A 23891-nucleotide genomic window follows, 5' to 3' on the forward strand; every position below is an offset into this window, starting at 1 on the left:
CGGAGTGAGAGCAAAACCCGATCTAGTGTTATATCTTTACCTCTGATCTTGGCCTTATAGGCGGCGAGCGCGAGAGTGTCTAAAATCGGCCTTTCACTTCGATGAACATGAAGAAAACCGAAGTGCTGTTAGCCGTTGCCTTTCGGATCAGGTTTGCCGTGCGTATCACTATCAATGATTTGGCCTCTTTTGTGAACCGAACCATCTCGTGATGCATGCTCTCTTACCTCACCGCCACCTGAGGATATTGCCAGCCCCTTAGCGATATCCTGTGCTTCGGCTTTTGTGCTGGCGGTAGCGGAAGCTCTCTGCCCTCCTGCTTTGATGACTTTCCATCCTTCAGCATCCTTCGAAATATGATAATCAGCCATTCTGGTCCGACTCCTGTTATAATTGCCCCCTGATCTGCGGGCGATCCTAGTTAGAACTTATTCTGACGAAGGTTTTCACCGGAAAACAAGCCCTTCCGTCTAAGCAGGTCCACGAACTTCCGCGACCCCGTTGGTTTACTTCCTTTGACGACTTCTCCATCCACAAGGTCGAACCCATAGTCGTAGAGAATGGTAAAGAATTCCTCGACGATTGCGACCTCTTCATCCGACGGATGATTTACTGCTGGAACTGCAACGTCCTCGACACCGAGGTATCTATTGGAGTTCTTAATTTTCGTCACGAATCCGTCCAATATACGCATCTGAGCCTTTGCTTTGTCTCGCTCCGCGAGGACGTCCCGGAACATGCTCTTTAGCCTAGGAGTAGATAGGGCTTCCAGTAGCTCTTCCTCGTCCGAAGAGGCTGCCTTGGTCTTGCCGCGCGCATCCGCTTTCGAAGGAACCGTATCGATGTACGAGTTGATGAGCGTTTTCAGATCGGCGTTATTATAGATTGATTGCGCCTTTGGCCCACCTTTCAAACCGAGTGTGTCGATCTTTTCCGCGACAAACGCATACGTAATTTTTGCATCTTCTTTTGTCAGCGCCTCACACGCGACTACAATATTATCAACTGCTTTTACGCGACGCGGAGACGCGCTCTGCTTAAGCTCAGATGCGATAGCGCGTTGCTTCCTAAAATCACCCATCCGCTTTTATTCCCGACTGTCGTTTGTTTGCGGCGGTTACCGACCGCACCGCTAAAACGTAGGCCTCATAGTCGCCGACGATCACTACCTGCTTAGCCGCGCGAGTTACTGCCGTGTAGATCAAGCTTCTCTCGACGAAGGAACTATGACCAGCATTGAACAATGGGACGATCACCCTATCCCACTGGCTTCCTTGGCTTTTATGCACAGTCAGGCAGCAAGCCAGATCGATATTTTTGATGTCGCTTTCGTCGACATGCACCTCGCTTCCGTCGAATTCCGCTAATTCCGGGCTAATTAGTCGGCCAAGCGAACCATTTCTCAGATCCTTCTGCGGATCATTGCGTAAATAGACAATCGGATCACCGACTCTGACAGTATCGCTGCCCGTCATGAACTTACGATTTGGTTTCAGGCCCGACATGAACCTATTGATATTATTGACACCGCCAGCTCCGCGTTTGACCGGGGCAATTATCTGAACATCGTTCCGGTCGCACCCTGCTTGAGCAAACGCCCTTCCAATACTGTAAATAACCTCAGGTGCCTCTACTTCATCGGCATGGAGGTATTGCACACCATCCTTCAAACCTGAATAAACCTCCAACACATCCGGAATACCGCTTCGGATGTTCTTGGCAATTGCCGGGATACCAGTGGTTTCGTCTTGCCGATAGACTTCATCCAGTACGACTTTTCTTACCCTTGGGAGGATCGCCAGGTCAGCGAATGGTGCTCCAAAACCGATAGGTGGCAATTGCGCTGGATCACCCACTAGGCAAATGCGAGCGTTCATGGATATACGCAGGATGCGATATAGGTCAGACAAGTCCACCATGGAGGCCTCATCGACCAACACTAAGTTCGCGGGCTCGAGTTCACTGCCTCGCTGGCCTCTTAAGAACCGTGCGATGGTGCAGGACCTATAGCCTGTCGCTTCAGTCATACGCTTTGCTGCTCGCCCCGAGAGCGCCATTAAGTGGGTTTTGAGGCCACGCGCCTCAGCAAGCGCGCAAATCGCCCTTAAGACGCTTGTCTTACCGCTGCCAGCATATCCCGCTAAAATGTTGAAATGCCCCTCCAGGGCGCTCCTAATTGCTCTGAGCTGCATTTGTGTGAAGCTAAAGCCCTGCTCGGCCTCAATTTCCCTGAGCTGGCGGTCAAACTCGCTCTCCGACAGTCTTCGGTTTGAGAACATGTCCTTCTGGTCGGAACCGGCATGGAGCGCTTGGCGGATAATGAAACGCTCCATAATCGCCCCACCGAGCGGCTGTAGGCCGTCCGCGTTGAGAACAGCTCCGTGATTATCCAAGCATGCGTCAATCGCGGGCGCTGCGTTCCTCTCACCAACGAATGCGGAGAGATGCTTCTTAGCTTCTTTCAACGACGTCCAAGTGTGGCCTTTGTTAAGACGGGAATACAAAACATGCTCGCAGGCTGCGCAAAGGCGCTGAGGATCCTCACTCGGAATTCCAATTCGCCTGCCAATTTGGTCAAGCTCATCCCAGGGAACCCAGCTTACCAGAAGGTATGGGTTCTTACGGAGCTTTTCGGCACCCAGCTGCCCCCAAGCCCCGACGATCTTCTTCCCAAGCCTCCCGCTAATGCCAAGCGCGTCGAGATACATCGCCAATTCTGCACCGGCGGCCGCCTCCCAGAAGTTTTCGAAAAGGACAATTGCTACGCCTTCCGGAAGAACCTCGAAAACGGCGGGATCTCGAACCTTGATCACCGTAAGCAAACCGGCACCGAAACGATCTACAAGCTTTGAAGCCCGCACGTTTCCAATACCAGTGAACGTCGGTTCCTCAGCCAAGAAACGCACGATGTTTGCCTTTGAACTCTGCTCAAACAAACGCTCACCAAACACAAAACCGTTTTGCGTTTGGTTCCGCTTGCCTTCTCCGCCCCCCAATTGGAACAGCCCAGTCTCAGCATCAATGGGGCCGGGTCCTCGCTTCGCTGCGGGCCGCACCTCCCCCATTGACACTGCGCCCGCGCCGTTCCCTTCAATTGGGGCGAAGGCAGCGCGGCTCCGAACACAAAACTTTGCGCCTGAGAAGCTCATAGACAGACCCGACGACCAGAAGGAATGATGTCATCGAGCAAGTTTTTGCTGGAAGACAGCTTCTTCTTGAGTTCCTCGTTTTCAGCCGTTTTCATCGCGAGCCGTTCACGCAAAGCCTTTAATTCCCGTTCCTTACTCGCTAGTAGGAATTCGAATGCGCCGGGTTCCAATTTGTGCTCACCATCGCTGATTCGACCTTTGAGAATGCCCGTTTGAATAAACTCGGCTTCGATCTTTTCGAGTTCAGCGCGGGCTAGATCGTTTGTCGAAGACAGCGTTGAGCGCGCTATTCCAAGCTCCGCTGCGATCTCGGTTCGATTCAATCTGCCGTACCTAATGTATTGGCCGAGTGTGCCAGTCTCAATCTTCTCACGCACCCAGGCCCGCAGCTTTTCCACTGCTTCAAGCTTCTTTTGCGCAGTGCTTTTACCCTTATTGCTCACGTTCCGTTCCGATCATTGGTGCAGATGACGCCAACTGTGTCGCTTCAGATGTGCTTAGCTCGATTGCCTTGCCGACCAGCGTCTCGAATTTGGTCATGCCTCCAATCTGTTCGAGGTTGAGTTTTCCGGAGATCAGGTCGGCAGTATCCTGTTGCCCGTAGAACTCGGTCATGAGCGATGTCAGCCGATTGCTGGCTCGATGCATCTCCTCTTCGGAAAGGTGTAGCAGAAGGGGCTTGCAACCGTTTTTCTGGGCCATTCGTTCAAGTAGAATGCCTTTGCGGAACCTTGCGCCAGAATCCGGAATTTGCGGAAAAAATTCGACAGTTTGCGATGCCCACTCGATCCCTTCGAAGTTCGATGCCTCAGTCAGCCGAGCCTCTATCTCCGGCGCTTCAAGTTTTGTGATCAAAGCAGCCTTCTCAGAGCCACTTTCGTCTTGGTCATTCATAATGTCGAGGCTGGCGTAGATATTGCCGATCCGGGCTCCAAGCGCAGCAATGCGCTCCTCCAGCTCGATTTCCACTTTATCGAGTTGGTCCTGAGCCCTGCGAGCGTCTCTGTTATTCCCTCTATTTCGCGCTTCCGTAGCCATTTGGAAGAGCTTGTCCTGTTGCTCACTCCTTTCGCGAATCGCATAAAAAAGGGTATTTGCAACGGTAACCTGACCAGCGAGGAAAGCAGGCCCGGTAACGTGGAAGCGGCACAATGCGCAGTTGAAACCATCAGGATAGATGGGCTCATAGGAAGCGATGCCAGTCTCAAGATCAATCCGCTCAAGCCCCTCATTGCACGAGCTTTTCCCCGCCGTGCAAAAGCCATCGACATCGACGTGCCAGAGGCCCGGATCTCCATCGGGAAGTCGCGCTAATCCATCGCTTTTCCCAATTACTTGTTCGTTAAGCAATTCACTGGACATTTCGGTAAGGCGATCAAAGAATTCATCCTCATCAGCCTCAATAAGATTTCGCGATGCCTCAGCGATCACCTCGTGGATTTTTCTCGGTCCGAGCTTGGTGTAGTAAAGAGTCATTACCAATGTTTGGTGGCCGGAGAGGAATTCCGCAAGTACATGAAGTGGAACACCGGCTTCAATAAAGTGGGTAATGTTACTTACGCGAAGCGAATGAAGTGTAAATTCCGTTCGGAGTTTTCCGCTTTCATCCTCCCAAACAAGCTGAACTGGCGCGCCCTCGGCCTCCAAACGCGTCTGTATTTCCTGCAACAGACGCAACCACAGCTTGTTGATGGCATCCCTAGTTGGAAGATCCCATCGGCGAGACCCCTTGAAAACATCTGACCTGCCCCCCGAGGCTCCCTCATTCATAACGAGAGTTTGCGGGTCTGGGTTTCATATTCTTCGTCGTCAGTTTGGGCAAGCGCGTCTTGCGCGGAGCCCTCAAATTGCTCAAGCGCTCGACGAGCTTCTGCCGGTGTTTGGTTCCCAAGCGATGAGTGCGGCCTGACGTTGTTGTAGTCGTATCGCCAGAGTGCCAGCTTGCGACGGGCGTCATCCAACGTATCGAAGATTTCCTCATTCAACAGCTCGTCGCGCAGGCTGCCATTGAAGCTTTCTATGAAGCCATTCTGCTGGGGTTTGCCGGGGTCGATGTAATGCCAATCAACGTCGTTATCACCGGCCCATTTTAGGATCGCACGACTGGTAAACTCCGTGCCGTTATCACTGACAATGCAGGCAGGCTTTCCATAAATACGGACAAGCGCGTCAAGTTCCCGCGCGACACGAGCGCCCGAGATGCTGGTGTCAGCCACCAAGCAGAGGTTCTCGCGGCAACAATCGTCGTTTACAGCCAGCATGCGGAACTTGCGTGACGCGCCGAACGTATCCGACACAAAATCTAAGGACCAACGCTCGCCAGGACGCAAAGCAACCGGCATTGGTGTCCGCGAGCCACGCGCACGCTTGCGGCCCCTGCGCCGTCTAACGCCCAGCTTTTCTTCAGTATAAAGGCGATACAGTTTCTTGTGGTTCATGATCCTTCCCTTGCGTTCCAGCAGCACACCGATCCGGCGGTAGCCAAAGCGCCGTCGCTTGCTGGCAATCGCTTTCATCTCTTCGCGAACTTCTGGATTATCCGGTGACTGATCGCGCCGGACGGTCTTGGGATCGACACCGACAAGCCTGCACGCCCGGCGCTGCGAGATATCATGGTCTCGCATTGCCTTGCGTGCTGCGGCCCGTCGCACATTCGGTGTCGTCAGTTCTTTCCCAGCAAATCCTTCAACACAACATTGTCCAACATCGTGTCCGCCAGAAGGCGCTTCAGCTTGGCGTTCTCATCCTCCAGCGATCTAAGGCGATGAGTATCAGAAACGTTCATGCCACCATATTTGGCTTTGAACTTGTAGAACGACGCGGGACTCAAGCCATGCCTGCGGCACACCTCTGCCGTCGGCATGCCAGCTTCCTGTTCTTTGATCATTCCGATAATTTGGGCTTCAGTAAAACGGCTCTGTCGCATCTGTTTGCTCCTTCGAAGGTTGAGCAAACTCTACATTAAACTGAGGGAAGTTTCGGGGGGCAGGTCATGCTCAATACCGAGCACCTTCAGTCCTGCATCGACGTGTGTCCTCATCGTGAGAATGGGGTCATGACTTCCACGTCTTCGCGGAAAACAGTCGACGACGGTTGTCGACGCAGGTAACTACTGGAGCTAAGGTGAGTAGTGAACGGTTTACGTCCGCTATCGACCGGACATTTGGAGGCGAGCTCTTGGAGAAACCTTCTGCAATCCCACAATTCGTTACGGGCTAAACCTGCCTTTTTGAAGCCAACGGAGATGCACTCATCTACTTCTTCAGTATAAGCATCGAAGTCAGGAACGCGAACGCTTGAAAAGATGAACCTATACCTAGCGCCTGCGGTCTTTAACTTGTTTTTGCTATTGCAGGTCGCTTTAAACCATTCAAAGAACTTTTCATATGGGTGGCCAGTAATTTTGGGCTTCAAACCGGCATGCCATGCGGGAGCCTCTTCACTCCTTGGCTTTACCATTGGAAGCAGAAGGCAGTCGGCATTCAGGTAGTGCCGGATAACTTCGAATAGTGTCTTCCGAATGACGGTTTTGGTTTCATCGTGGATATCTAGGCTGTCAACATCCGATAGGTCATCCAGCATCTTCTCCCAAAAATGGGAAGTTTTTACCCTGTGAGCGGCGTGGAAATAGTTATCCCACAGGAAGAGTCGGGATGCAGTCTTATAGAAAGACCTGTCATCTACTTGATGAAGGTCATATCTCACCAGTTCATTGGCTCGGGACCAACCATAGGCGGTCTCGTCCACAAATAGGCGTGACTTGCTCAGGTTAACCTTTGCGTTCCCAATTTTTTCTACGTTGACGGTTACATGTTTATATTCGGTCACGGTTCCTCCCCAAGCCTTGCGGTGTAAATATTCCAGCCGGATCACTTATGTATCTACCCCCAATCAGATCCGGAGCTTCTAACGCGGGCAGATTTGAGTAATTGCCGTCTTTCATGGCCCACATTCGTGCAGCTGCCTCTTGCAAGTGCGTATTTACAGTTTCATCACTCGGCCGAGTATATACTTGCTGACTTTCTATACTAAGGTGGTGCATCGCCTCCTTAACGTAGAGAGGCGATAGGCCCATAGATACGAGATTTTGGCCATAACTGTGCCGGAAAGCATGTATGTTAGTATCTTCGAACTTCGACGGCTCCATGCCTGTCTTATTCATCGCCGCTCGGAACGCATCTTTGAGGCCTTGAATGGACCATGGCCTTCCGTAGTATCGCGTATCCGTAGATACGAATAAATATGGGTGCGCTGGATTACTTGGGTAAATATGCCGCCTATATTCATAGAACACTTTATAGAATAGCTCGTGCCAATAAGGCAGCAGAAATAGTCGTGAGCGCATTCGTTGATCATCGGTAATCAGAAAGCGCTTCCAACCTGCGCGTTGAGTTCCAGTTATCCGGTTCCTGGGAAGTAGACCGAATTCCTCCCGGAGGTAATCCGATCTCATTCGGCCCCTTCGATCTTTTCCATACTCTGGATGGTACATCCATATAACATTGGGGCGAATATCATCGAGAAATATATGGAAAAGTTCAGACTGCCTGAGCCCACCGCCAACCATTAGAATTACAGCCATGAGCAGGTTCAAATTGAATTCGCTGGCGAGCGTCGGTTTACCCGTCCTGTCGTAGAAGGCAGGTATTGATCTACTACGTCGGCACCCGACTTGCAGTAGTTTCAAAAGTGCCTCTTGGTCAAAACCACGCTTCTTATGCTGAACGCCAAGGGATCTGCGGCTGTCATTGGGTTTGCCAGAGTACGTTCTTGGTGTGCCGAGATGGTAGAGAAGCGATCTCGCCCTTTGATATTCACGCGCTCTTGAGCTGATTGCCACCTGACAGAACCGTGTTGGTATGATCGTTCCTTCGTCGCTAAAATCCTGAAGGGCTTCAAGGAACTGCCGTAAATAGGATTTCCTGACCGCGTATCTATCGGGACTCGATGGCTTCCAGCGCAGCCCTGTCGGGTCCTCGCCATCCCTTAATATCGTCCCTCTTGATACGGCGAGAAGGAAGTTTCGGACCAGCATATGCTGGTTAGTTGCACCGCCAAAATCCTCAATTTCTGATGCTTTAAAAAAATCAAAGAACAGGCCAATAGTCTTTGCCGCAGCTAAACGCCAACTATGGCTCCTGTCGCTGTATCGCTCATCATGGAAGAATGCATGCGCTTCCCTTAAAAAGAAGCCGTCTTGTTTAGAAACTATAACCAATGGGACGTGTTCTGATGCCATCAGCGGCGACGGCATGGAACGAATGAGGTGGTAAGTGATCGGACGTGACATTTTGATCCACCTTCTACCCCTAATTGGAGTAGAAAGTAGTCTACCACCTACATTGTGTAAAGCCCTTCATTGTTTCTAACTTTTGGCCGGAAAGGGCTCGGACCTACGATTGGATGTCGCGACCCGCCAAAACGCACTCGAACAACGTCGGGCCGCTCGCGCCCCCAACGGTCATATTCTAGAAAGTTTGCCTTATTTACAGAAAGTTAGTGGTGGGGACAGAGAGACTCGAACTCTCACTGGTGTTATCCAACTGGAACCTAAATCCAGCGCGTCTACCAATTCCGCCATGCCCCCACTGATAGGGTTAGAAAGTAGCTTCTTCAGCCCCCTATATGAACCCCCACGCCATAGGCGCCAGAACCTAAATCTGGTGCGTCTACCAATTCCGCCACACCCGCATTGCGCGTTCAGTATCAAAGATATCTGCCAGTGGCGAGAGGGAAAAACGCCCACGGCGCAAGGTTTTTGTCCTGCACAGTGATGACTGTGAGACGCTAGAGGTTTAGCGCCGCAAAGACATGGGGAATCTCTTCGATCAGATCTTCGGCGATCAGCCCCGGACCAAAGCGGCGCGCGGCTTCTACATGCAGTCACGTTGCATATTGCGCGGCCTCGAACGGGGCAAACCCGCGCGCGAGCAGCCCGGTGATCATCCCTGACAGCACGTCGCCCGCGCCGGCTGTGGCCAACCACGGGGCAGCGCGATCTGCGGTGCTGTCATGGGTGGCAACACGTCCGTCCGGATGTGCGATGACGGTCATGGCCCCTTTGTATAGCACCACGGCCCCCGCCTTTTGCGCAGCTGTCAAACACTGTTGGACCTTGGTGGCATCGTCATCCGTTAGCCCCTTGAACAGACGTTTAAATTCGCCGCCATGGGGTGTCAGCACACAGTGCGGGCCCAAACGTTTCCACAGCTCGGGGTCCTGCGCGATCAGGGTCAGCGCGTCGGCGTCCAGCACGCAGGGCTTGCCGCTATCCAGCACCGCTTTGACCAACGCCGCCTGCGCCGGCTTCAACCCCAGCCCCGGCCCGATACAGATCGCGCCGATGCGCTTATCCGACGCCAGCTCTGCCAGCTCCTCGGGGCCGGCGACACGGGACAGCATTAACGCGGTGATTTGCATCGCCACTTCCATCTGCGCAGCCGGAGGGACAGCCAAGGTGACCAGCCCCGCCCCGATACGTAAAGCCGCGCGACCAGAAAGACGTGCGGCCCCGGTGCGCCCGGCACCGCCTGTCATGACAACCGCATGCCCGTGATCGAACTTGTGCCCCTGCCCCTTGGCCAGCAGGTCAAAATTTAGCGTCTCAGAGGTGATGGCAATCGGCTGCATTGGGCCCCTTTCCGGTCGGTCATTGGCGTCAAGATAGACCATCTGCGCGCGCGACATCCAAGCCCAACCGCAGGTCGATTTTCAAACTGACTTATTTTTAATCGTACCGCACATAAATCAGGCGATACGCACAAATTTTCGCCTCTTTCGGTGGACTTCGCCGCGCGTCTGGTAGACCGTCGGCTCGCACGGTGAGATGACACCGATGTAGAACGAAAATCACCCGTCTGGCAGGGAGGCCTCAGATGAAAAAGATCGAAGCTGTAATCAAGCCGTTCAAGCTTGATGAAGTCAAGGAGGCGCTCCAAGAGGTTGGCGTTCAGGGCCTTAGCGTTATCGAAGTCAAAGGCTTCGGTCGTCAGAAAGGCCATACTGAACTGTATCGTGGCGCTGAATATGTCGTCGATTTTCTGCCCAAAGTGAAAATCGAAATCGTTTTGGACGACGATCAGGTCGACGGTGCTATCGAAGCCATCGTCAACGCGGCGAAAACCGAAAAGATCGGCGACGGCAAGATTTTCGTCAGCCCCATCGAACAAACAATCCGCATCCGTACCGGTGAAACCGGATCAGACGCGCTTTAATCGAATTTCTGAGATTCAAGAAAAGGATATCATCCAATGAGCACCAAGGACTTCCTGAAGAAGATCAAAGACGAAGACATCGAATATGTTGATGTCCGCTTTACCGACACACGCGGTACGTTGCAGCACGTGACAATCGTTTCCGATTTGGTCGACGAAGACTTTATCGAAGAAGGCTTTATGTTTGACGGCTCTTCGATCGCGGGCTGGAAAAGCATCGAAGCATCCGACATGAAGCTGATGCTGGATACAGACACGGCCTATGTTGATCCGTTCTACGCTGAAAAAACCATCTGCGTGCACTGCTCGATTGTCGAGCCTGACACCAATGAACCATACGAGCGCGACCCCCGTGGTACCGCGCAAAAAGCCGAGGCTTATCTGAAGTCCTCCGGCATCGGTGATGTGGCCTATATGGGTCCGGAAGCTGAATTCTTCCTGTTCGACAATGTCAAATTCTCGAACACGATCAACAAGGTATCCTACGAAGTTGACGCATCCGACGCGTCTTGGAACTCCGACACCGACTACGAGATGGGCAACATGGGCCACCGGCCTGGGCTCAAGGGCGGCTACTTCCCCGTGAACCCCGTTGACGAAGCACAGGACCTGCGCGCCGAAATGCTGTCGACGATGAAACGTCTGGGCATGAAGGTCGACAAGCACCACCACGAAGTGGCGTCCTGCCAGCACGAACTGGGCCTGATCTTTGGCACGCTGACCACGCAAGCTGACGAGATGCAGAAATACAAATACGTGGTGCACAACGTCGCCCACGCCTATGGTAAATCCGCAACCTTCATGCCCAAGCCGATCTATGGGGACAACGGCTCTGGCATGCACGTGAACATGTCGATCTGGAAAGATGGCAAGCCTCTGTTCGCAGGCGACAAATACGCTGACCTCAGCCAAGAAGCGCTGTATTTCATCGGCGGCATCCTGTCCCACGCCAAATCGCTGAACGCCTTCACCAACCCGACGACGAACAGCTACAAGCGTTTGATCCCCGGTTTCGAAGCCCCCGTTCTGCGCGCCTATTCCGCACGCAACCGTTCGGGCTGTGTCCGTATCCCATGGACAGAATCCCCCAAAGCAAAACGCGTAGAGGCCCGCTTCCCCGATCCGGCAGCCAACCCCTACCTGTGCTTTGCAGCCCTGCTGATGGCCGGCCTTGACGGGATCAAGAACAAGATCGATCCAGGTGAAGCCATGGACAAAAACCTCTATGATCTGCCCGCCGAAGAACTGGCCGATATCCCAACCGTATCCAGCTCCCTGCGCGAAGCGCTGGACGAACTGCAATCGGATATGGATTACCTGCTGGCCGGTGACGTCTTCACCAAAGACCAGATCCAGGGCTATATCGACCTGAAGATGGAAGAAGTTCTCAAGTACGACCAAACACCTCACCCGGTTGAATTTGGCATGTACTACAGCTGCTAAACCCGTCGCCCACCCTCAGGGGTGGACCTAAATACCAGTTAAGGGCGTCCCAATGGGGCGCCCTTTCGCTTTCAAAGCTGCTTCTTATTTGAAGTTCGCCGCACCTGAGCTAGAGTCAGCCGAAGTCAAATTTAGCCAGAGGTACTTTTATGCGCCCCACCCAACGACTTGCCACTGCTCTTCTGCTGTCCATGGGCTTTGCTGCCCCCGTTGCTGCGGCCCAATGTGGCAACAACGCAGGGGGCTTTGAGGCCTGGAAGCCCGCCTTCGCCAAAGAGGCCGCGGCCGCAGGGGTTGGTCAACGTGGCCTCGATGCGCTGGCCAATGCGCGCTATGCCAGCAGCACCATCGCCGCTGACCGCAACCAGAAATCCTTTAACTACTCGCTGGATAAATTCATGCAGGTGCGCGGTGCCGATACAATCGTCGCCCAAGGTCGCAAACGCAAATCCCGTGACGCAGGCTTCTACCAGTCTCTCGAAGCACGCTATGGGGTGCCTGCCGGGGTGATCATCGCGATCCACGGCATGGAAACGGCCTTTGGCGGATTCATGGGCGATACCTCGGTTGTCTCGGCGATTACGACGCTGACATACGACTGCCGTCGCTCAGACTTTTTCGCCCCCCACGCCATCGGTGCCCTCAAACTGGTCGATACCGGCGCGATCAGTGGCAGCACTAAAGGGGCCAAACACGGAGAGCTCGGGCACACACAATTCCTGCCTGGCAATGCTCTGCGCTACGGCGTGGATGGCAACGGTGATGGCCGTGTCGATTTCTACAACCAGACCGATGCACTGGCCTCCACGGCGAATTTCCTGCGCCAAAAAGGCTGGCAACCCGGTGCGGGCTACCAAGAAGGCCAGACCAACTTTAACGTAATCAAACAATGGAACGCGGCTGGCGTCTATCAAAAGGCCATCGCCATCATGGCAGCCCGCATCGACGGCTAATCCCCGCCCGATCCTATACCGACACACCAACGCGCGCGCCTTTTACTTAAGGCGCGCGTTTTAATTCCAAATGGCAAAATATCCTCGCCGAAGGCATCCTGCCCTTTCGGCCCCATCCCACGGCAAATGTCGTCCACATCCGCTCACTGGCCGCATCCCTGCTTTGCCCCTTCTCAGGCAGCCTTGTCCCCGTCACGCACCACATACGTGTGGATGGTAAAGACTACCGCGTCGCTTTCGGGGAGGCGCAGGATACCCTGCCGCTCTGATCGGGTAAAGGGCATGTCACTGCCCGTCTCGCGGCGGCGGGGCTGGTGAAGATCCGCATCGGCATAGCGCAGCTTGTTAAAGCGCCACAAAGGTCGCCCTGCCCGCACCCCGTCAAACAGACGTTGTACGCGCCGCGCAATATCGGCGTCGTATTCCGCGACCGGGGTGTGAATAGCGGTCAACGGCTGTTCTATCTTGTCCGCCAACCGCCAGTTCGCCGGAAAGCACAGCGCCGCTGCGGTGAGCACATGTTCATCGCCACGCTTTTGCAGAATGCAAACGTCTTCCTGCACCAGATGTGCCAGCGTCCAGAGCGGTTGTGAACGGTCCAGCGTGACCTTGCGCCCATCGGGGCAAACCACAGCCTTTGTGTCGATCCCAAAGCCAAAGCGCGGCAGCAACGCGAGCGCGTTTTCCAGCAGTTCGGACGCGGCGGGCTTTGCTGCCTCGCTTTGGTAGAAGACCGCTTCGGGCCGCTCTGCCAGCAGCGCCTCGCGATACGCCATCTGCGGGGCATAGGCTTCGTCCATCAGCAGCCAATCCTCTGCCCCGCAGGGCCCCGTGCCTGGCAGCCCCGGTGTGCCGGTTTGCGATTCCGGCAGTCTGGTTTGCAGTATCACGGGCATGGGCTCTCCCTGTCAGATAGGTGGATCAGGTTTGGTCAGTGGGCGACACGGGGCAGGATCAAAGCGCGGCGCGCCCCAGACCCACTGCGCGGATATTCACCGTGCCTTCGGCGAGGATTTACCCCCATTTGGAAGCGGGCGTCAGTTCCCGAGCGCGTCTTGCAGCGCGGGCAGGAAGCGTTGTTCATAATCGCTCCCCACCAGAGGGCCCGCATAGCGGAACAAGACCGTGCCATCGCCTGCGATGATAAAGGTCTCTGGCGGGGCAGTGACGCCCCAGTTGATCGCGGTACGGCCCTGCGGATCAAACGCAACGCCCTCGAACGGGTTGCCATCGTCGGTCAGGTAACTGGACGCGGCACCAACGAGGTCTTTGAAATTGACCCCGATGATCGACAGCCCCTGGGCTTGCATATCCAGCAACTGCGGGTGCTCTGCGCGGCACGGCGGGCACCAGCTGGCCCAAAAATTCACCAACGTCACCTCGCCATTGGTCAGCACGTCCGGCGCGGCGGCAGGAAACCCTTCGAGCGGTTTTTCCGGCAGCGCGGGGGCCATTTGCCCGACCAGCGTAGAGGGCAACCCCTCGGGATCGGCGCGGAACATACCAAAGGCGGCAAGTGCCACGAAGCCTGCAAACACCAGCGGTGGCGCGATCATCAGCGGAGAGATTTTACCCATGTTTACGTGCCTCTACTTCGGCCAGTGTGGCGCGGGCCTTGCGCCCCTTGCGCAGGCTAAGCACCACGAGCCCTGCCAGCAGCAGCAGCGACACGCCATAGGCCGCAAGGACTTCGGCGGCGTATTTTCCAAGGTCTGGCATCATGCCCCTCTTTCACTGCGGGCCAGCAACGCACGGGCGCGGCGCAGGCGGATTTCGGTTCCTGTCCGGTACAGCACCAGTGCCAGAAACAGCAGGCCAAAGCCGATCATGCTGATCAGCAACGGGTAGAAAAAAACATCCGACACGGTGCGCCCGCCGGTCGCCAGCGGGACAGAGGTGCCTTGATGCAGACCCTGATTCCAGAACTTGACCGCATAGCGCGACAGCACCGCAAAGACCGACCCCACCAGACAGAGCACTGCCGTCAGGTCCGCCGCGGTGTCGGGGTCTTCGACGGCCTCCCACAGGGCGATATAGCCAAGATAGAACAGGAACAGGATCAGAAAGGACGTCAGCCGCGGATCCCACGCCCACCACGTGCCCCACATCGGCTGGCCCCAGATCGCGCCGGTGATCAGCGCGATCACGGTCATAACAATGCCTACGGGTGCTGCGGCTTTGGCCGCAAGCGCGCTGACGTGGTGCCGGCGGATCAGCCAGATCAGCGATGCGACCAGCATCATGAACCACGCATTGATCGCCATCAGCGCAGCGGGCACATGCAGATAGATAATCTTGACCGTTGATCCCTGCCGGTAGTCATCGGGCGTGGCGAAGAACCCCCAAAGCAGGCCAACCGCCAGACATAAGGCAGCGCCCCCCCAGACAAAGGGTTGCACACGGGCCGAGAGGCCCAAAAATTTCACCGGATTGGCGTATTCCCATAAAGACATGGCGGGGTTCTATCGCTCCGTTAATTGGCACTCAATGGTCAAAAGCGCGCACTCACCTTAAGGTCATCCGCAAAACCGCGGCAGAGGCAAACGGCATCAGCGCGATGGTGCCAAAGGTAATACCTGCGAGCAGCATCAGCGGGGTTGTGGCGTCCAGCCCCATTGCGCCACGGCGCGCGGCCTCTGCGCCGAAAATGAGCGTCGGCACATAAAGCGGCAGCACCAACAGCGACATCAACAGGCCCCCGCGTTTGATCCCGACGGTCAGCGCCGCACCGAAGGCCCCGATTACGGAAAGCGCGGGCGTGCCCAGACCCAAAGATGCCACCAGCCACAGATAGCCCGACGGCGCGAGGTTCAGCATCACCCCCAGCAGCGGGGCGGCCAGCACCAGCGGCAACCCAGTGGTCAGCCAGTGGGACAGCGCCTTGATACTCAGCGCGGCCTCAAGCGGGAGCGGGGCTGTAGCCAGAAGATCCAGCGTGCCGTCCTCGAAATCCAACGCAAGGAGGCGGTCGAGCGACAGCAAACAGGCCAGCAACGCCCCCAACCACAGGACGCCAGGCGCAATGGTTGCCAGCAGGTCAGATTGCGGCCCAACCGAGAATGGCACCAGAACCGTCACGATCAGAAAAAACGCCAATCCTAGGCCAAAGCCCCCGCCCGCCCGAAAGGCAAGCATCAGGTCACGGCGCAGCAGGGCGATCATAGGAAAGCCTCGTCGCTGGCACCGCTGCGCTGTGACAGCTTGGCGCGAAAGGGCGTGATGTCAAAGGTTTGCGCATCTAGACCAAGATTAATATGGGTCGCGATCAGCGCCATACCCCCGCCTGCCAGATGCGCCGTCACGGCAGAGGCGAATAGCCCAACGGCGGCGACATCCAGCGACACGGTCGGTTCGTCCAGCACCCAGACGGGCCGCCCCGTTACCATCAGACGTGCCAGACCCAGACGACGTTTTTGCCCCGCCGAAAGGGTGCCCGCCAGACGATTTTGCAGCGCTTCAAGGTCATAGGCGATCAGGGCTGGCGCGATATCGTGTTGACCAAAAACCTGCGCCCAGAATTCAAGGTTTTCGCGCACGCTGAGCATGGCTTTCAGCCCGTCGGCATGGCCCGCATAGGCGATGGTTTCTTCGGCACCGTCGATGCGGCCGGACAAGGGCGGCTGCAGCCCCGCGATGCAGCGCAGAAGCGTCGTCTTGCCTGCGCCGTTTGGCCCGCGCAGGATCAGGGCCGTTCCCGGCGCTACCGTAAAAGTGACCCCGTCCAGCACAGGCACGCCACCGCGCGCAACCGCAAGCTCGGAGACACGCAAGGTCATGTCAGACAGGGATCAGGGCCAAGGCGATGCGACGGCCTTCGCTCAGCAAGACGTTATAGGTGCGCGCCGCTGCGGGGGACGACATGACGTCGACGCCGATACCTGCGTCTTCCAATACGCTGCGCAGGTCGGCGGGGATATGGGTGATCTCGGGGCCCGTACCGATGAAGAGAATGTCGATCTTGCCCGCCAACGCCAACAGCGGCGCATGGTCGTCAAAGCCGGCCCAAGGCGACACGCCGGAGGCCCCTGCGATCACCGGCCCGTTAAACACCTCGCCACCGATACGAAAGAAGCCGGGGCCATAGCCTTCGACGGGTTTGGCATCAGAATACACGACCTCGTTCAAACGCATGATGTTCTCCTTTGGACAGGGGCTGCGCCATCATAGCCGATCCAGCGCGCAGAATACAGGTTAACTGGCGGTGGAACGGGGCGGTCGCGCAAAGGCGTGACGTCGCGCCGGATAGTGGCGCGGGCTGCGCTGCCAGCGCGAGGAACACCCCCGCTGGCAGAAAACGCTTTACGCGTCGATGTTGGCGTATTGGCCCGTGTTGTTGCCGTCTTTCTTGGACCAGTCGCGTTTGACGCCCAAGAACAACACAACGTTCTTGGCGACGTAGACCGAAGAATACGTCCCCACGACAACGCCCCATGTGATCGCGAATACAAAGCCACGGATCACATCACCGCCCAGAACAAGCAGCGCGATCAACGCCAGCAAGGTCGTGCCCGATGTCATCAAGGTCCGGCTCAGGGTTTCGTTGACGCTAAGGTTCATGATCTCACGCAGGTCGCGTTTCTTGTACTTGCGCAGGTTTTCACGCAGCCGGTCAAAGATCACGACTGTATCGTTGATCGAATACCCGATGATGGTCAGGATCGCCGCAATCACCGGCAGGTCAAAGCGGATTTGCAAGATCGAAAACACGCCGATGGTCAACACAACATCGTGGAACAGTGCCGCCACAGCGCCGACCGAAAACTGCCATTCAAACCTCAGCCAGATGTAGATCAGGATCGCGCCAAGCGACGCGGCAACCGCCAGAAACGCCGTCTGGATCAGCTCGCCCGATACTTTGGGGCCAACGGATTCAACCGAGGTAAAGATGATATTGGGGGCAACAGTCTGCAGCGCTTGCTCGACGTTCTGGATCATCTCGGGGGATGCGGCCTCTTCGCCTTCTTGCGACTGGATGCGTACCATGGCGACGTGTTTGGTGCTGTCGCTCGCGGGGTCGAATACCTCCGAGATGGACACATCGCCAAGCTCGAGCGGTGCAAGCGCCTCGCGGTAGGCCGCGATGTCTACGGCGGCGTCACTTTGCGTGCGAAGGGTCGTACCGCCTCGGAAGTCGATGCCATAGTTCAGGCCCATGGTGAACCACACGGCCAAGGCCAGCAGCACCGCCACACAGGACGCACCAAAGGTCAGTTTGGCATGTTTGAAAAAGTCGATATTCGTATCGTCGGGGATCAGTCTCAGACGCATGACGTGAGGTTCCTATACCGTGATTGTCTTGGGACGGCGACGTTCAAACCAGAACACCACGATCAGACGTGTGACGAAATATGCCGTAAAGACCGACGTGATGATGCCAAGCCCCAGCGTCACCGCGAACCCGCGCACAGGGCCAGAGCCAAGCACAAAGAGTATTGTCGCAATGATGAAGGTCGTAATGTTGGCGTCCAGAATGGCGCTGAGCGCGCGTTCATAGCCAAGGCTGATGGCGCGGGCCGGTCCTTTGGCGGTCTTCAGCTCTTCGCGGATGCGTTCAAAGATCAGCACGTTGGCATCCACCGCCATACCCACGGTCAAAACGATCCCCGCAATACCGGGCAAGGTCAACGTCGCGCCGATCAGGCTCAGCAGGCCAAAGATCATACCCACGTTGACGATCAACGCGATATTGGCGAACAGACCGAACAGCCCGTAGCTGGCCCACATAAAGAACAGCACCGCGGCAAAGGCGACGCTGGTCGCGATCTTGCCCGCGTCAATGCTGTCTTGGCCCAGTTCCGGCCCAATGGTGCGTTCTTCGACGAAGGTCAAACCGGCAGGCAAGGCCCCTGCCCGCAGCAAGACGGCCAGATTGGTCGATTCCTCGACCGAGAAGTTGCCGGTGATGATCCCCGACCCGCCGGGGATCGCGCTCTGGATGGTGGGCGCGCTGATGACTTCGTCATCCAGCACGATGGCAAAAGGCGCGCCGATGTTTTCGGCCGTGTAGGTGCCAAACTTGCGCGCACCCGTCGTGTCAAAGCGGAAGCTGACAGCGGGGCGGCCGTTCTGGTCAAAGCTGGGCTGCGCATCGACCAGCTGTTCGCCGGTCACCACGGGGGCGGTTTCGACAATATAGAAAGTGCCGGGCGCTTCGGCATCAGGCAACAGGGAATTGCCCAGACCCGGTGCAGCGTTTTCATTCGCGCCGCGGTTGACCACAGGGTTAAAGGTCAGCTGCGCGGTGGTGCCGATGATCGCCTTCAGCTCGGCGGCTGAACCGATACCCGGCACCTGAATCAAAATACGGTCCGACCCCTGACGCTGGATCGTTGGTTCGCGGGTGCCGACTTCGTCGATACGGCGGCGAATGATTTCCAGCGATTGCTGCATGGTGCGTTCATCCGTCGCCTGCTTTTCGGCGTCGGTCAGGGTGATGGTGATGATGTCGTTGGTACCGTTTACCACGATGTCATTCTGTCCGGTGACGGTCAGCGACTGCACCGGCCGCGCCAGTGCGCGGGTCGCTTCAAGCGCTTGTGCCATGACAGAGCCGTCATTGATGCGCACGCGCAACTCGCCCGTGGGGGCTTCTACACGGCGGACCGGCGTGATCGACCGCAACGCATCGCGGACTTCTGGCCAGGCGGCCTCCATCCGGTTGGCGTAAACGTCTTCGACGTTCACTTCAGCCAACAGATGGGCACCGCCGCGCAGATCGAGGCCCAGATTTACCAGTCGTTCCGGCATCCATTCGGGCCAGAGCGCTTTTTGCGCTTCTAGCTCGGGGGTGGATCCAGCGACGTTAATCGCCTTCACCGCATCATTGTGCTGTTCAACGGGACCGTAGAACGCATTGGGCAGCGCCAGCCACAGGCCAGCGGCACAGGTGAGGATGATCAACACCCGTTTCCACAGATCAATCTGAAGCATGGTACTGCCCTTTTCTGGACACGCCCTCAGGGGCGCTTACTTGGCTGGTTCGGTCTTGGAGACAACGGTGGCGACGGTCGACTGCACGACACGTACTTTGACGTTTTCCGCCAATTCGACTTCAAGCTCGCCGTCATCTTTGACTTTGACAACTTTGCCGATCAGACCGCCAGCGGTGACCACTTGATCGCCGCGACGCAGGCCTTCTACCATGGCTTTATGTTCTTTGACCTTCTTCTGCTGCGGGCGGATGAGCAGAAAATACATGATCGCGAAGATCAAGATCAGGGGTACGAATTGTTGAATGGCTTCCATGGAAGGTCGTCCTTTGTGTTGGGCGCATGCCGCAAACGGCCTGCCGTCTAAGTTTGGCGGAACCTATGTTCAGACGCAGGGCATTGCAAGGCGGGTTCCGGGGGAAATAACGCTGTCCGGTGTCGCACTGCGCAATTACCTGTTTGCGCAAGCATCCAAGGCCCGTTTGCCCCCTCTTGGCGCAACCACATCTGGCACCGCGATCCACAATCGGGCATAACGCGCGCAACGCAGATCATGCGACTCGGACGACAAAGGAACAGCCCATGCACGACATCAAAGCCATCCGCGAAAACCCCGATGCCTTCGACGCGGCCCTCGCACGGCGCGGCGACGCACCTGTGAGTCCACAGGTATTGGCACTGGACGAGGCGCGGCGGGCCAAGATTTCAGCAGCTGAAACCGCACAAGCGGACCAGAACAAAGCCTCCAAGCTCGTGGGCGCTGCCAAGGCCAAGGGCGACGAGGCCGAATTTGAGCGTCTGCGCACATTGGTCAGCGACAAGAAAGCCGAAGTGACCGCCATGCAGGCAGAGGCCAAGGATCTCGACGCGCAGTTGACCGACATGCTGGCGCGCATCCCCAACCTGCCCGCCGATGATGCACCCGACGGCGCGGACGAGGCCGACAATGTCGAAGTGAATCGCTGGGGCGACGTGCCGCAGTTCGATTTTACCGCGAAAGAGCATTTCGAGATTGCCAGCGTCGCGGCGTCAATGGATTTCGAAACCGCCGCCAAAACTTCCGGCGCGCGGTTCGTCATGCTGAAAGGAGCCTTGGCACGGGTACACCGCGCGCTGGCACAGTTCATGATCGACACCCATGTCGATCACAACGGGCTGACAGAATATATGACGCCGGTTCTGGTACGCGACGAGGCGATGTACGGCACCGACAAACTGCCCAAATTCGGCGACGATAGCTATCAGACCACGAACGGCTGGTGGTTAATCCCCACCTCCGAAGTGACGCTGACCTATTCGGTGGCGGGGGATGTGCTCGACCAAGCCGCCCTGCCCCGCCGGATGACCGCCCACACCCTGTGCTTCCGCTCTGAGGCCGGCAGTGCGGGCCGCGACACCTCGGGTATGCTGCGCCAGCACCAGTTCGAGAAGGTCGAGATGGTGTCGGTCACCCACCCCGATCAGTCGGACGACGAACAAAAGCGTATGCTACGCTGTGCCGAAGACATGCTGGAACGTCTGGGCGTGCCCTACCGTACCGTTATCCTGTGCACCGGTGACATGGGCTTTGGCGCGCGGCGCACCTTTGACATCGAGGCATGGCTGCCCGGTCAGAACGCCTACCGCGAGATCAGCTCTGTCTCGACCACGGGGGATTTCCAGGCCCGCCGGATGAATGCACGGTTCAAGCCCGCAGATGGTGGCAAACCGCAGTTCGTGCACACGCTGAACGGGTCTGGTCTGGCCGTCGGGCGCTGCCTGATCGCCGTGCTGGAAAACGGCCAGCAAGCAGATGGTTCGGTCAAGCTGCCCGACGTGCTGGCCCCCTATCTGGGCGGCAAAACGACTTTGGGCGTCGACGGCACACTTAGCTGATTGAATGCGGGCATACTCGGGCTATCTCACGCGAAAGTAACTTCACGCAAGGTAGCCCGATGTCCCGTCCCTTCATTGCCCTGATCACCTTTCTGCTGGCGATCGGCTTTGCCGTATCGCCTTTTTTCGTGTCCGGCTTTAACGGCTTTTCGCCGGATCAATTCCCGATCCCCCAAGACAACCCGCCGGTGCAGCCTGCGGGCTATGCGTTTTCGATCTGGGGGCTAATCTATGTCTGGCTGATCGTCGGCATGGGCTGGGGCCTGTGGAAGCGGCGCGATGACTATCTCTGGCACGACATGCGCCTGCCGCTGGCTCTGTCGCTGTTTGTGGGGTGTTTCTGGCTGGCGGTCGCGGTGGCAAGCCCCATCTGGGCGTCGGTGCTGATCTGGGTGATGCTGGTTTCCGCGCTTTACGCGCTGTTTCGATCCCCACGCGAGGATCGCGGCTTTGCAGCCCTGCCTGTGGGTCTATATGCCGGCTGGCTGAGTGCGGCATCCTGCGTGTCGCTGGGACTTCTTGCGGCAGGCTATGGCTGGATGAGCGGCCCGACCGCGGGGCTGGTGTTTGTCGGGTTAGCAATTGTGATCGCGGCGGGGGTGCAATCTTCGCTGATGCGTGCGCCGACTTATGGCATCGCCGTGATTTGGGCGCTGGTCGCAGTGGTCGTGGCGAATATGGCGACAGCACCATCAGTCGCTGCACTGGCAGCGGGGGGCGCGATTGCGCTGATTCTGCCGACCTATCGGTCATGGCGACGCGGTTAAGCAGCGTCTAGAACGCAAAAAACCGTCGCTTGGGATAAGCGCCGGTTCTTTTGTTTTAATCTCTCGAAAACCCTACCGGTCCTTGCGATGTCCGTCGGTATGTTTGCGCAACTTCGACGGCTTGGCCTTCTTGCGCCCTTTATAGGGGTTGGCATCCGACTGGCCGCGCATCCACAGACGGATGGGCGTGCCCGGCATGTCAAAGTCGATCCGTAACCCGTTGACAAGATAGCGATTATAGCTTTCTGGCACTTTATCGGGGTGGCTACACATGACCACAAACCCCGGTGGACGGGTCTTGGCTTGGGTCATATAGCGCAGCTTGATGCGTTTGCCTTGGGGCGCGGGGGGCGGGTGCGCCTCCATCATGCCCGCCAGCCAGCGGTTCAGCTGCGCGGTGGTGATACGGCGGTTCCAGACGTCATAGGCGCGCATGATCGCTTGCTGCAAGCGGTCCAACCCCCGGCCGGTTTTGGCCGAGACAGTCACCAACGGTGCGCCTTTTAACTGCGGCAACAGACGTTCGAAGCTTTCGCGCAGGTCTTTCAACTTGCCTTGCTTGTCCGTCTCGAGATCCCATTTGTTGACCGCTATCACCACAGCGCGGCCCTCGCGTTCGGCAAGGTCTGCAATACGCAAATCTTGCTGTTCAAACGGAATATCGGCATCGAGCAGAACAACCACCACTTCGGCAAATTTGACGGCACGCAGACCATCGCTCACGCTCAGCTTTTCCAGCTTTTCCTGAATTTTCGCTTTTTTACGCATACCGGCGGTATCAAAAATCCGCATCGGGACGCCGTCCCAGACGGTGCGTAGAGATATCGCATCGCGGGTAATCCCTGCTTCGGGGCCAGTCAGCAAGCGATCTTCGCCCATGATCTGGTTAATCAAAGTCGATTTGCCGGCGTTCGGGCGCCCGACGACGGCAACCTGAAGGGGTTTTGTGTCAGTCGGTACGGGCATTGGCGCGTCTTCGTCACCCAGCTCGGCTTCTTCTTCGGTCAGATCCACGTCAGTTTCGGGCGCATCGGTCTGTGCGCGCTCTGCAAAACTGTCCGCGATCGGCATCAGATGGGTGTAGAGATCGTTCAACCCTTCGCCGTGTTCGGCAGACATACGAATGGGTTCGCCCAGCCCAAGGCTATACGCCTCGATCACACCGGCGTCGGCGGCTCTGCCCTCGGCCTTATTGGCAGCAAGAATGACATGCGCAGATTTCTTACGCAGGATGTCGGCGAAGACCAGATCGGACGGCGTGACCCCAACGCGGGCGTCGATCATGAACAGGCAGACATCTGCCATATCGACAGCGCGTTCGGTCAGACGGCGCATGCGCCCCTGCAAGCTGTCGTCGGTGACTTCTTCAAGTCCGGCGGTGTCTACAATTGTGAATCGCAGGTCAGCAAGCCGCGCAGCACCTTCGCGCAGATCGCGCGTCACACCGGGCTGATCATCGACCAACGCCAGTTTTTTACCGACAAGACGGTTGAACAGCGTGGATTTCCCAACGTTGGGACGGCCCACAATGGCGAGGGTGAAGGACATGGAACGGCTCCGA

Annotated in this window: 25 protein-coding genes and 1 tRNA gene; 5 read left to right on the plus strand and 21 right to left on the minus strand. The window is 56.8% G+C overall.

Annotated features, from left to right (window positions below; genetic code table 11):
* Positions 1 to 128: 128 nt before the first annotated feature.
* The 10 genes from E5180_RS06710 to E5180_RS06755 all read right to left on the minus strand — a co-directional run bounded on the left by E5180_RS06710 (position 129) and on the right by E5180_RS06755 (position 9779).
* Complete coding sequence (locus tag E5180_RS06710; protein ID WP_138923696.1) at positions 129 to 371, minus strand: DUF2188 domain-containing protein; 243 nt, start codon at positions 369 to 371, stop codon at positions 129 to 131.
* Positions 372 to 421: 50 nt separating this feature from the next.
* Entirely contained in the window at positions 422 to 1081 is a 660-nt protein-coding gene (gene gmtX / locus E5180_RS06715; protein WP_138923697.1) for a gamma-mobile-trio protein GmtX, read from the minus strand.
* Positions 1074 to 3149 (minus strand): AAA family ATPase, encoded by a 2076-nt coding sequence (locus tag E5180_RS06720; protein WP_138923698.1) that lies wholly within the window; start codon positions 3147 to 3149, stop codon positions 1074 to 1076. The genes gmtX and E5180_RS06720 overlap by 8 nt, the downstream gene beginning before the upstream one ends.
* Complete coding sequence (locus tag E5180_RS06725; protein WP_138923699.1) at positions 3146 to 3592, minus strand: hypothetical protein; 447 nt, start codon at positions 3590 to 3592, stop codon at positions 3146 to 3148. Before E5180_RS06725 ends, E5180_RS06720 begins: the two co-directional genes overlap by 4 nt.
* Entirely contained in the window at positions 3582 to 4919 is a 1338-nt protein-coding gene (locus E5180_RS06730; RefSeq protein WP_138923700.1) for a site-specific integrase, read from the minus strand. The genes E5180_RS06725 and E5180_RS06730 overlap by 11 nt, the downstream gene beginning before the upstream one ends.
* Positions 4916 to 6075, minus strand: a protein-coding gene (locus E5180_RS06735; protein ID WP_138922942.1) for an IS3 family transposase whose coding sequence is annotated in 2 segments (ribosomal slippage) — positions 4916 to 5826 and positions 5826 to 6075 — 1161 coding nt in all. Because the reading frame shifts where the segments join, the coding sequence is not laid out codon by codon here. The genes E5180_RS06730 and E5180_RS06735 overlap by 4 nt, the downstream gene beginning before the upstream one ends.
* Positions 6076 to 6185: 110 nt before the next feature.
* Entirely contained in the window at positions 6186 to 6977 is a 792-nt protein-coding gene (locus E5180_RS06740) for a hypothetical protein (RefSeq protein WP_171048914.1), read from the minus strand.
* On the minus strand, positions 6964 to 8439 hold the full coding sequence (locus E5180_RS06745) for a site-specific integrase (protein WP_138923702.1): 1476 nt from the start codon (positions 8437 to 8439) through the stop codon (positions 6964 to 6966). The genes E5180_RS06740 and E5180_RS06745 overlap by 14 nt, the downstream gene beginning before the upstream one ends.
* A 210-nt stretch (positions 8440 to 8649) precedes the next feature.
* Positions 8650 to 8736: transfer RNA gene (locus E5180_RS06750), tRNA-Leu, on the minus strand.
* Between the two features lie 296 nt (positions 8737 to 9032).
* The gene (locus E5180_RS06755; RefSeq protein WP_254700554.1) at positions 9033 to 9779 is read right to left on the minus strand and encodes an NAD(P)H-hydrate dehydratase; all 747 of its coding nucleotides are present in this window, start codon (positions 9777 to 9779) and stop codon (positions 9033 to 9035) included.
* 245 nt (positions 9780 to 10024) lie between these two features.
* On the opposite strand from E5180_RS06755, the gene E5180_RS06760 reads away from it, so the two are divergent.
* The 3 genes from E5180_RS06760 to E5180_RS06770 all read left to right on the plus strand — a co-directional run bounded on the left by E5180_RS06760 (position 10025) and on the right by E5180_RS06770 (position 12759).
* Positions 10025 to 10363: a P-II family nitrogen regulator gene (locus E5180_RS06760; RefSeq protein WP_093733747.1), complete on the plus strand. Its 339-nt coding sequence runs from the start codon at positions 10025 to 10027 to the stop codon at positions 10361 to 10363.
* A gap of 36 nt (positions 10364 to 10399) precedes the next feature.
* Positions 10400 to 11806 (plus strand): type I glutamate--ammonia ligase, encoded by a 1407-nt coding sequence (gene glnA / locus E5180_RS06765; RefSeq protein ID WP_138923703.1) that lies wholly within the window; start codon positions 10400 to 10402, stop codon positions 11804 to 11806.
* Between the two features lie 149 nt (positions 11807 to 11955).
* Entirely contained in the window at positions 11956 to 12759 is an 804-nt protein-coding gene (locus E5180_RS06770) for a lytic murein transglycosylase (RefSeq protein ID WP_138923704.1), read from the plus strand.
* 173 nt (positions 12760 to 12932) lie between these two features.
* On the opposite strand, the gene E5180_RS06775 is transcribed toward E5180_RS06770, so the two are convergent.
* The 10 genes from E5180_RS06775 to yajC form a co-directional block, all read right to left on the minus strand.
* Positions 12933 to 13655, minus strand: a complete 723-nt coding sequence (locus E5180_RS06775) for a heme-dependent oxidative N-demethylase family protein (RefSeq protein WP_138923705.1) — start codon at positions 13653 to 13655, stop codon at positions 12933 to 12935.
* Positions 13656 to 13796: 141 nt separating this feature from the next.
* Positions 13797 to 14336: a DsbE family thiol:disulfide interchange protein gene (locus E5180_RS06780; protein WP_138923706.1), complete on the minus strand. Its 540-nt coding sequence runs from the start codon at positions 14334 to 14336 to the stop codon at positions 13797 to 13799.
* Positions 14329 to 14478 (minus strand): heme exporter protein CcmD, encoded by a 150-nt coding sequence (ccmD, locus tag E5180_RS06785; RefSeq protein ID WP_138923707.1) that lies wholly within the window; start codon positions 14476 to 14478, stop codon positions 14329 to 14331. The genes E5180_RS06780 and ccmD overlap by 8 nt, the downstream gene beginning before the upstream one ends.
* Positions 14478 to 15212: a heme ABC transporter permease gene (locus E5180_RS06790; RefSeq protein ID WP_138923708.1), complete on the minus strand. Its 735-nt coding sequence runs from the start codon at positions 15210 to 15212 to the stop codon at positions 14478 to 14480. The genes ccmD and E5180_RS06790 overlap by 1 nt, the downstream gene beginning before the upstream one ends.
* A 52-nt stretch (positions 15213 to 15264) precedes the next feature.
* Entirely contained in the window at positions 15265 to 15921 is a 657-nt protein-coding gene (gene ccmB / locus E5180_RS06795) for a heme exporter protein CcmB (RefSeq protein WP_138923709.1), read from the minus strand.
* Positions 15918 to 16535 carry a heme ABC exporter ATP-binding protein CcmA gene (gene ccmA, locus E5180_RS06800; protein WP_138923710.1) on the minus strand — a complete coding sequence of 206 codons (618 nt, stop codon included), beginning with the start codon at positions 16533 to 16535 and terminating at the stop codon, positions 15918 to 15920. The genes ccmB and ccmA overlap by 4 nt, the downstream gene beginning before the upstream one ends.
* 1 nt (position 16536) lies before the next feature.
* Positions 16537 to 16890: an Mth938-like domain-containing protein gene (locus tag E5180_RS06805; protein WP_138923711.1), complete on the minus strand. Its 354-nt coding sequence runs from the start codon at positions 16888 to 16890 to the stop codon at positions 16537 to 16539.
* 168 nt (positions 16891 to 17058) lie between these two features.
* Positions 17059 to 18027 (minus strand): protein translocase subunit SecF, encoded by a 969-nt coding sequence (secF, locus tag E5180_RS06810; RefSeq protein ID WP_138923712.1) that lies wholly within the window; start codon positions 18025 to 18027, stop codon positions 17059 to 17061.
* Between the two features lie 12 nt (positions 18028 to 18039).
* On the minus strand, positions 18040 to 19689 hold the full coding sequence (gene secD, locus E5180_RS06815; RefSeq protein ID WP_138923713.1) for a protein translocase subunit SecD: 1650 nt from the start codon (positions 19687 to 19689) through the stop codon (positions 18040 to 18042).
* 36 nt (positions 19690 to 19725) lie between these two features.
* On the minus strand, positions 19726 to 20004 hold the full coding sequence (yajC, locus tag E5180_RS06820) for a preprotein translocase subunit YajC (RefSeq protein ID WP_093733735.1): 279 nt from the start codon (positions 20002 to 20004) through the stop codon (positions 19726 to 19728).
* 266 nt (positions 20005 to 20270) lie between these two features.
* Here yajC and serS point away from each other — a divergent pair, with 266 nt between their 5' ends.
* Entirely contained in the window at positions 20271 to 21563 is a 1293-nt protein-coding gene (gene serS, locus E5180_RS06825) for a serine--tRNA ligase (protein ID WP_138923714.1), read from the plus strand.
* Positions 21564 to 21622: 59 nt separating this feature from the next.
* On the plus strand, positions 21623 to 22330 hold the full coding sequence (locus E5180_RS06830; protein ID WP_138923715.1) for a tryptophan-rich sensory protein: 708 nt from the start codon (positions 21623 to 21625) through the stop codon (positions 22328 to 22330).
* 72 nt (positions 22331 to 22402) lie between these two features.
* Here E5180_RS06830 and der read toward each other — a convergent pair whose 3' ends face one another.
* The gene (gene der, locus E5180_RS06835; protein ID WP_138923716.1) at positions 22403 to 23878 is read right to left on the minus strand and encodes a ribosome biogenesis GTPase Der; all 1476 of its coding nucleotides are present in this window, start codon (positions 23876 to 23878) and stop codon (positions 22403 to 22405) included.
* Between the last annotated feature and the right edge of the window lie 13 nt (positions 23879 to 23891).

It is taken from the genome of Sulfitobacter sp. BSw21498, assembly GCF_006064855.1.
Classification (GTDB): domain Bacteria; phylum Pseudomonadota; class Alphaproteobacteria; order Rhodobacterales; family Rhodobacteraceae; genus Sulfitobacter.

Bases quoted from the DNA above. Each gene is read 5' to 3' on its own strand.
- ccmB (WP_138923709.1), bottom strand. From the start codon at position 15,921: ATGATCGCCCTGCTGCGCCGTGACCTGATGCTTGCCTTTCGGGCGGGC.
- E5180_RS06775 (WP_138923705.1), bottom strand. From the start codon at position 13,655: ATGCCCGTGATACTGCAAACCAGACTGCCGGAATCGCAAACCGGCACA.
- gmtX (WP_138923697.1), bottom strand. From the start codon at position 1,081: ATGGGTGATTTTAGGAAGCAACGCGCTATCGCATCTGAGCTTAAGCAG.
- yajC (WP_093733735.1), bottom strand. From the start codon at position 20,004: ATGGAAGCCATTCAACAATTCGTACCCCTGATCTTGATCTTCGCGATC.
- secD (WP_138923713.1), bottom strand. From the start codon at position 19,689: ATGCTTCAGATTGATCTGTGGAAACGGGTGTTGATCATCCTCACCTGT.
- E5180_RS06720 (WP_138923698.1), bottom strand. From the start codon at position 3,149: ATGAGCTTCTCAGGCGCAAAGTTTTGTGTTCGGAGCCGCGCTGCCTTC.
- E5180_RS06755 (WP_254700554.1), bottom strand. From the start codon at position 9,779: ATGCAGCCGATTGCCATCACCTCTGAGACGCTAAATTTTGACCTGCTG.
- serS (WP_138923714.1), top strand. From the start codon at position 20,271: ATGCACGACATCAAAGCCATCCGCGAAAACCCCGATGCCTTCGACGCG.
- secF (WP_138923712.1), bottom strand. From the start codon at position 18,027: ATGCGTCTGAGACTGATCCCCGACGATACGAATATCGACTTTTTCAAA.
- E5180_RS06760 (WP_093733747.1), top strand. From the start codon at position 10,025: ATGAAAAAGATCGAAGCTGTAATCAAGCCGTTCAAGCTTGATGAAGTC.
- ccmD (WP_138923707.1), bottom strand. From the start codon at position 14,478: ATGCCAGACCTTGGAAAATACGCCGCCGAAGTCCTTGCGGCCTATGGC.
- E5180_RS06710 (WP_138923696.1), bottom strand. From the start codon at position 371: ATGGCTGATTATCATATTTCGAAGGATGCTGAAGGATGGAAAGTCATC.
- E5180_RS06830 (WP_138923715.1), top strand. From the start codon at position 21,623: ATGTCCCGTCCCTTCATTGCCCTGATCACCTTTCTGCTGGCGATCGGC.
- glnA (WP_138923703.1), top strand. From the start codon at position 10,400: ATGAGCACCAAGGACTTCCTGAAGAAGATCAAAGACGAAGACATCGAA.
- der (WP_138923716.1), bottom strand. From the start codon at position 23,878: ATGTCCTTCACCCTCGCCATTGTGGGCCGTCCCAACGTTGGGAAATCC.
- E5180_RS06790 (WP_138923708.1), bottom strand. From the start codon at position 15,212: ATGTCTTTATGGGAATACGCCAATCCGGTGAAATTTTTGGGCCTCTCG.
- E5180_RS06805 (WP_138923711.1), bottom strand. From the start codon at position 16,890: ATGCGTTTGAACGAGGTCGTGTATTCTGATGCCAAACCCGTCGAAGGC.
- E5180_RS06730 (WP_138923700.1), bottom strand. From the start codon at position 4,919: ATGAATGAGGGAGCCTCGGGGGGCAGGTCAGATGTTTTCAAGGGGTCT.
- E5180_RS06770 (WP_138923704.1), top strand. From the start codon at position 11,956: ATGCGCCCCACCCAACGACTTGCCACTGCTCTTCTGCTGTCCATGGGC.
- E5180_RS06780 (WP_138923706.1), bottom strand. From the start codon at position 14,336: ATGGGTAAAATCTCTCCGCTGATGATCGCGCCACCGCTGGTGTTTGCA.
- E5180_RS06745 (WP_138923702.1), bottom strand. From the start codon at position 8,439: ATGTCACGTCCGATCACTTACCACCTCATTCGTTCCATGCCGTCGCCG.
- ccmA (WP_138923710.1), bottom strand. From the start codon at position 16,535: ATGACCTTGCGTGTCTCCGAGCTTGCGGTTGCGCGCGGTGGCGTGCCT.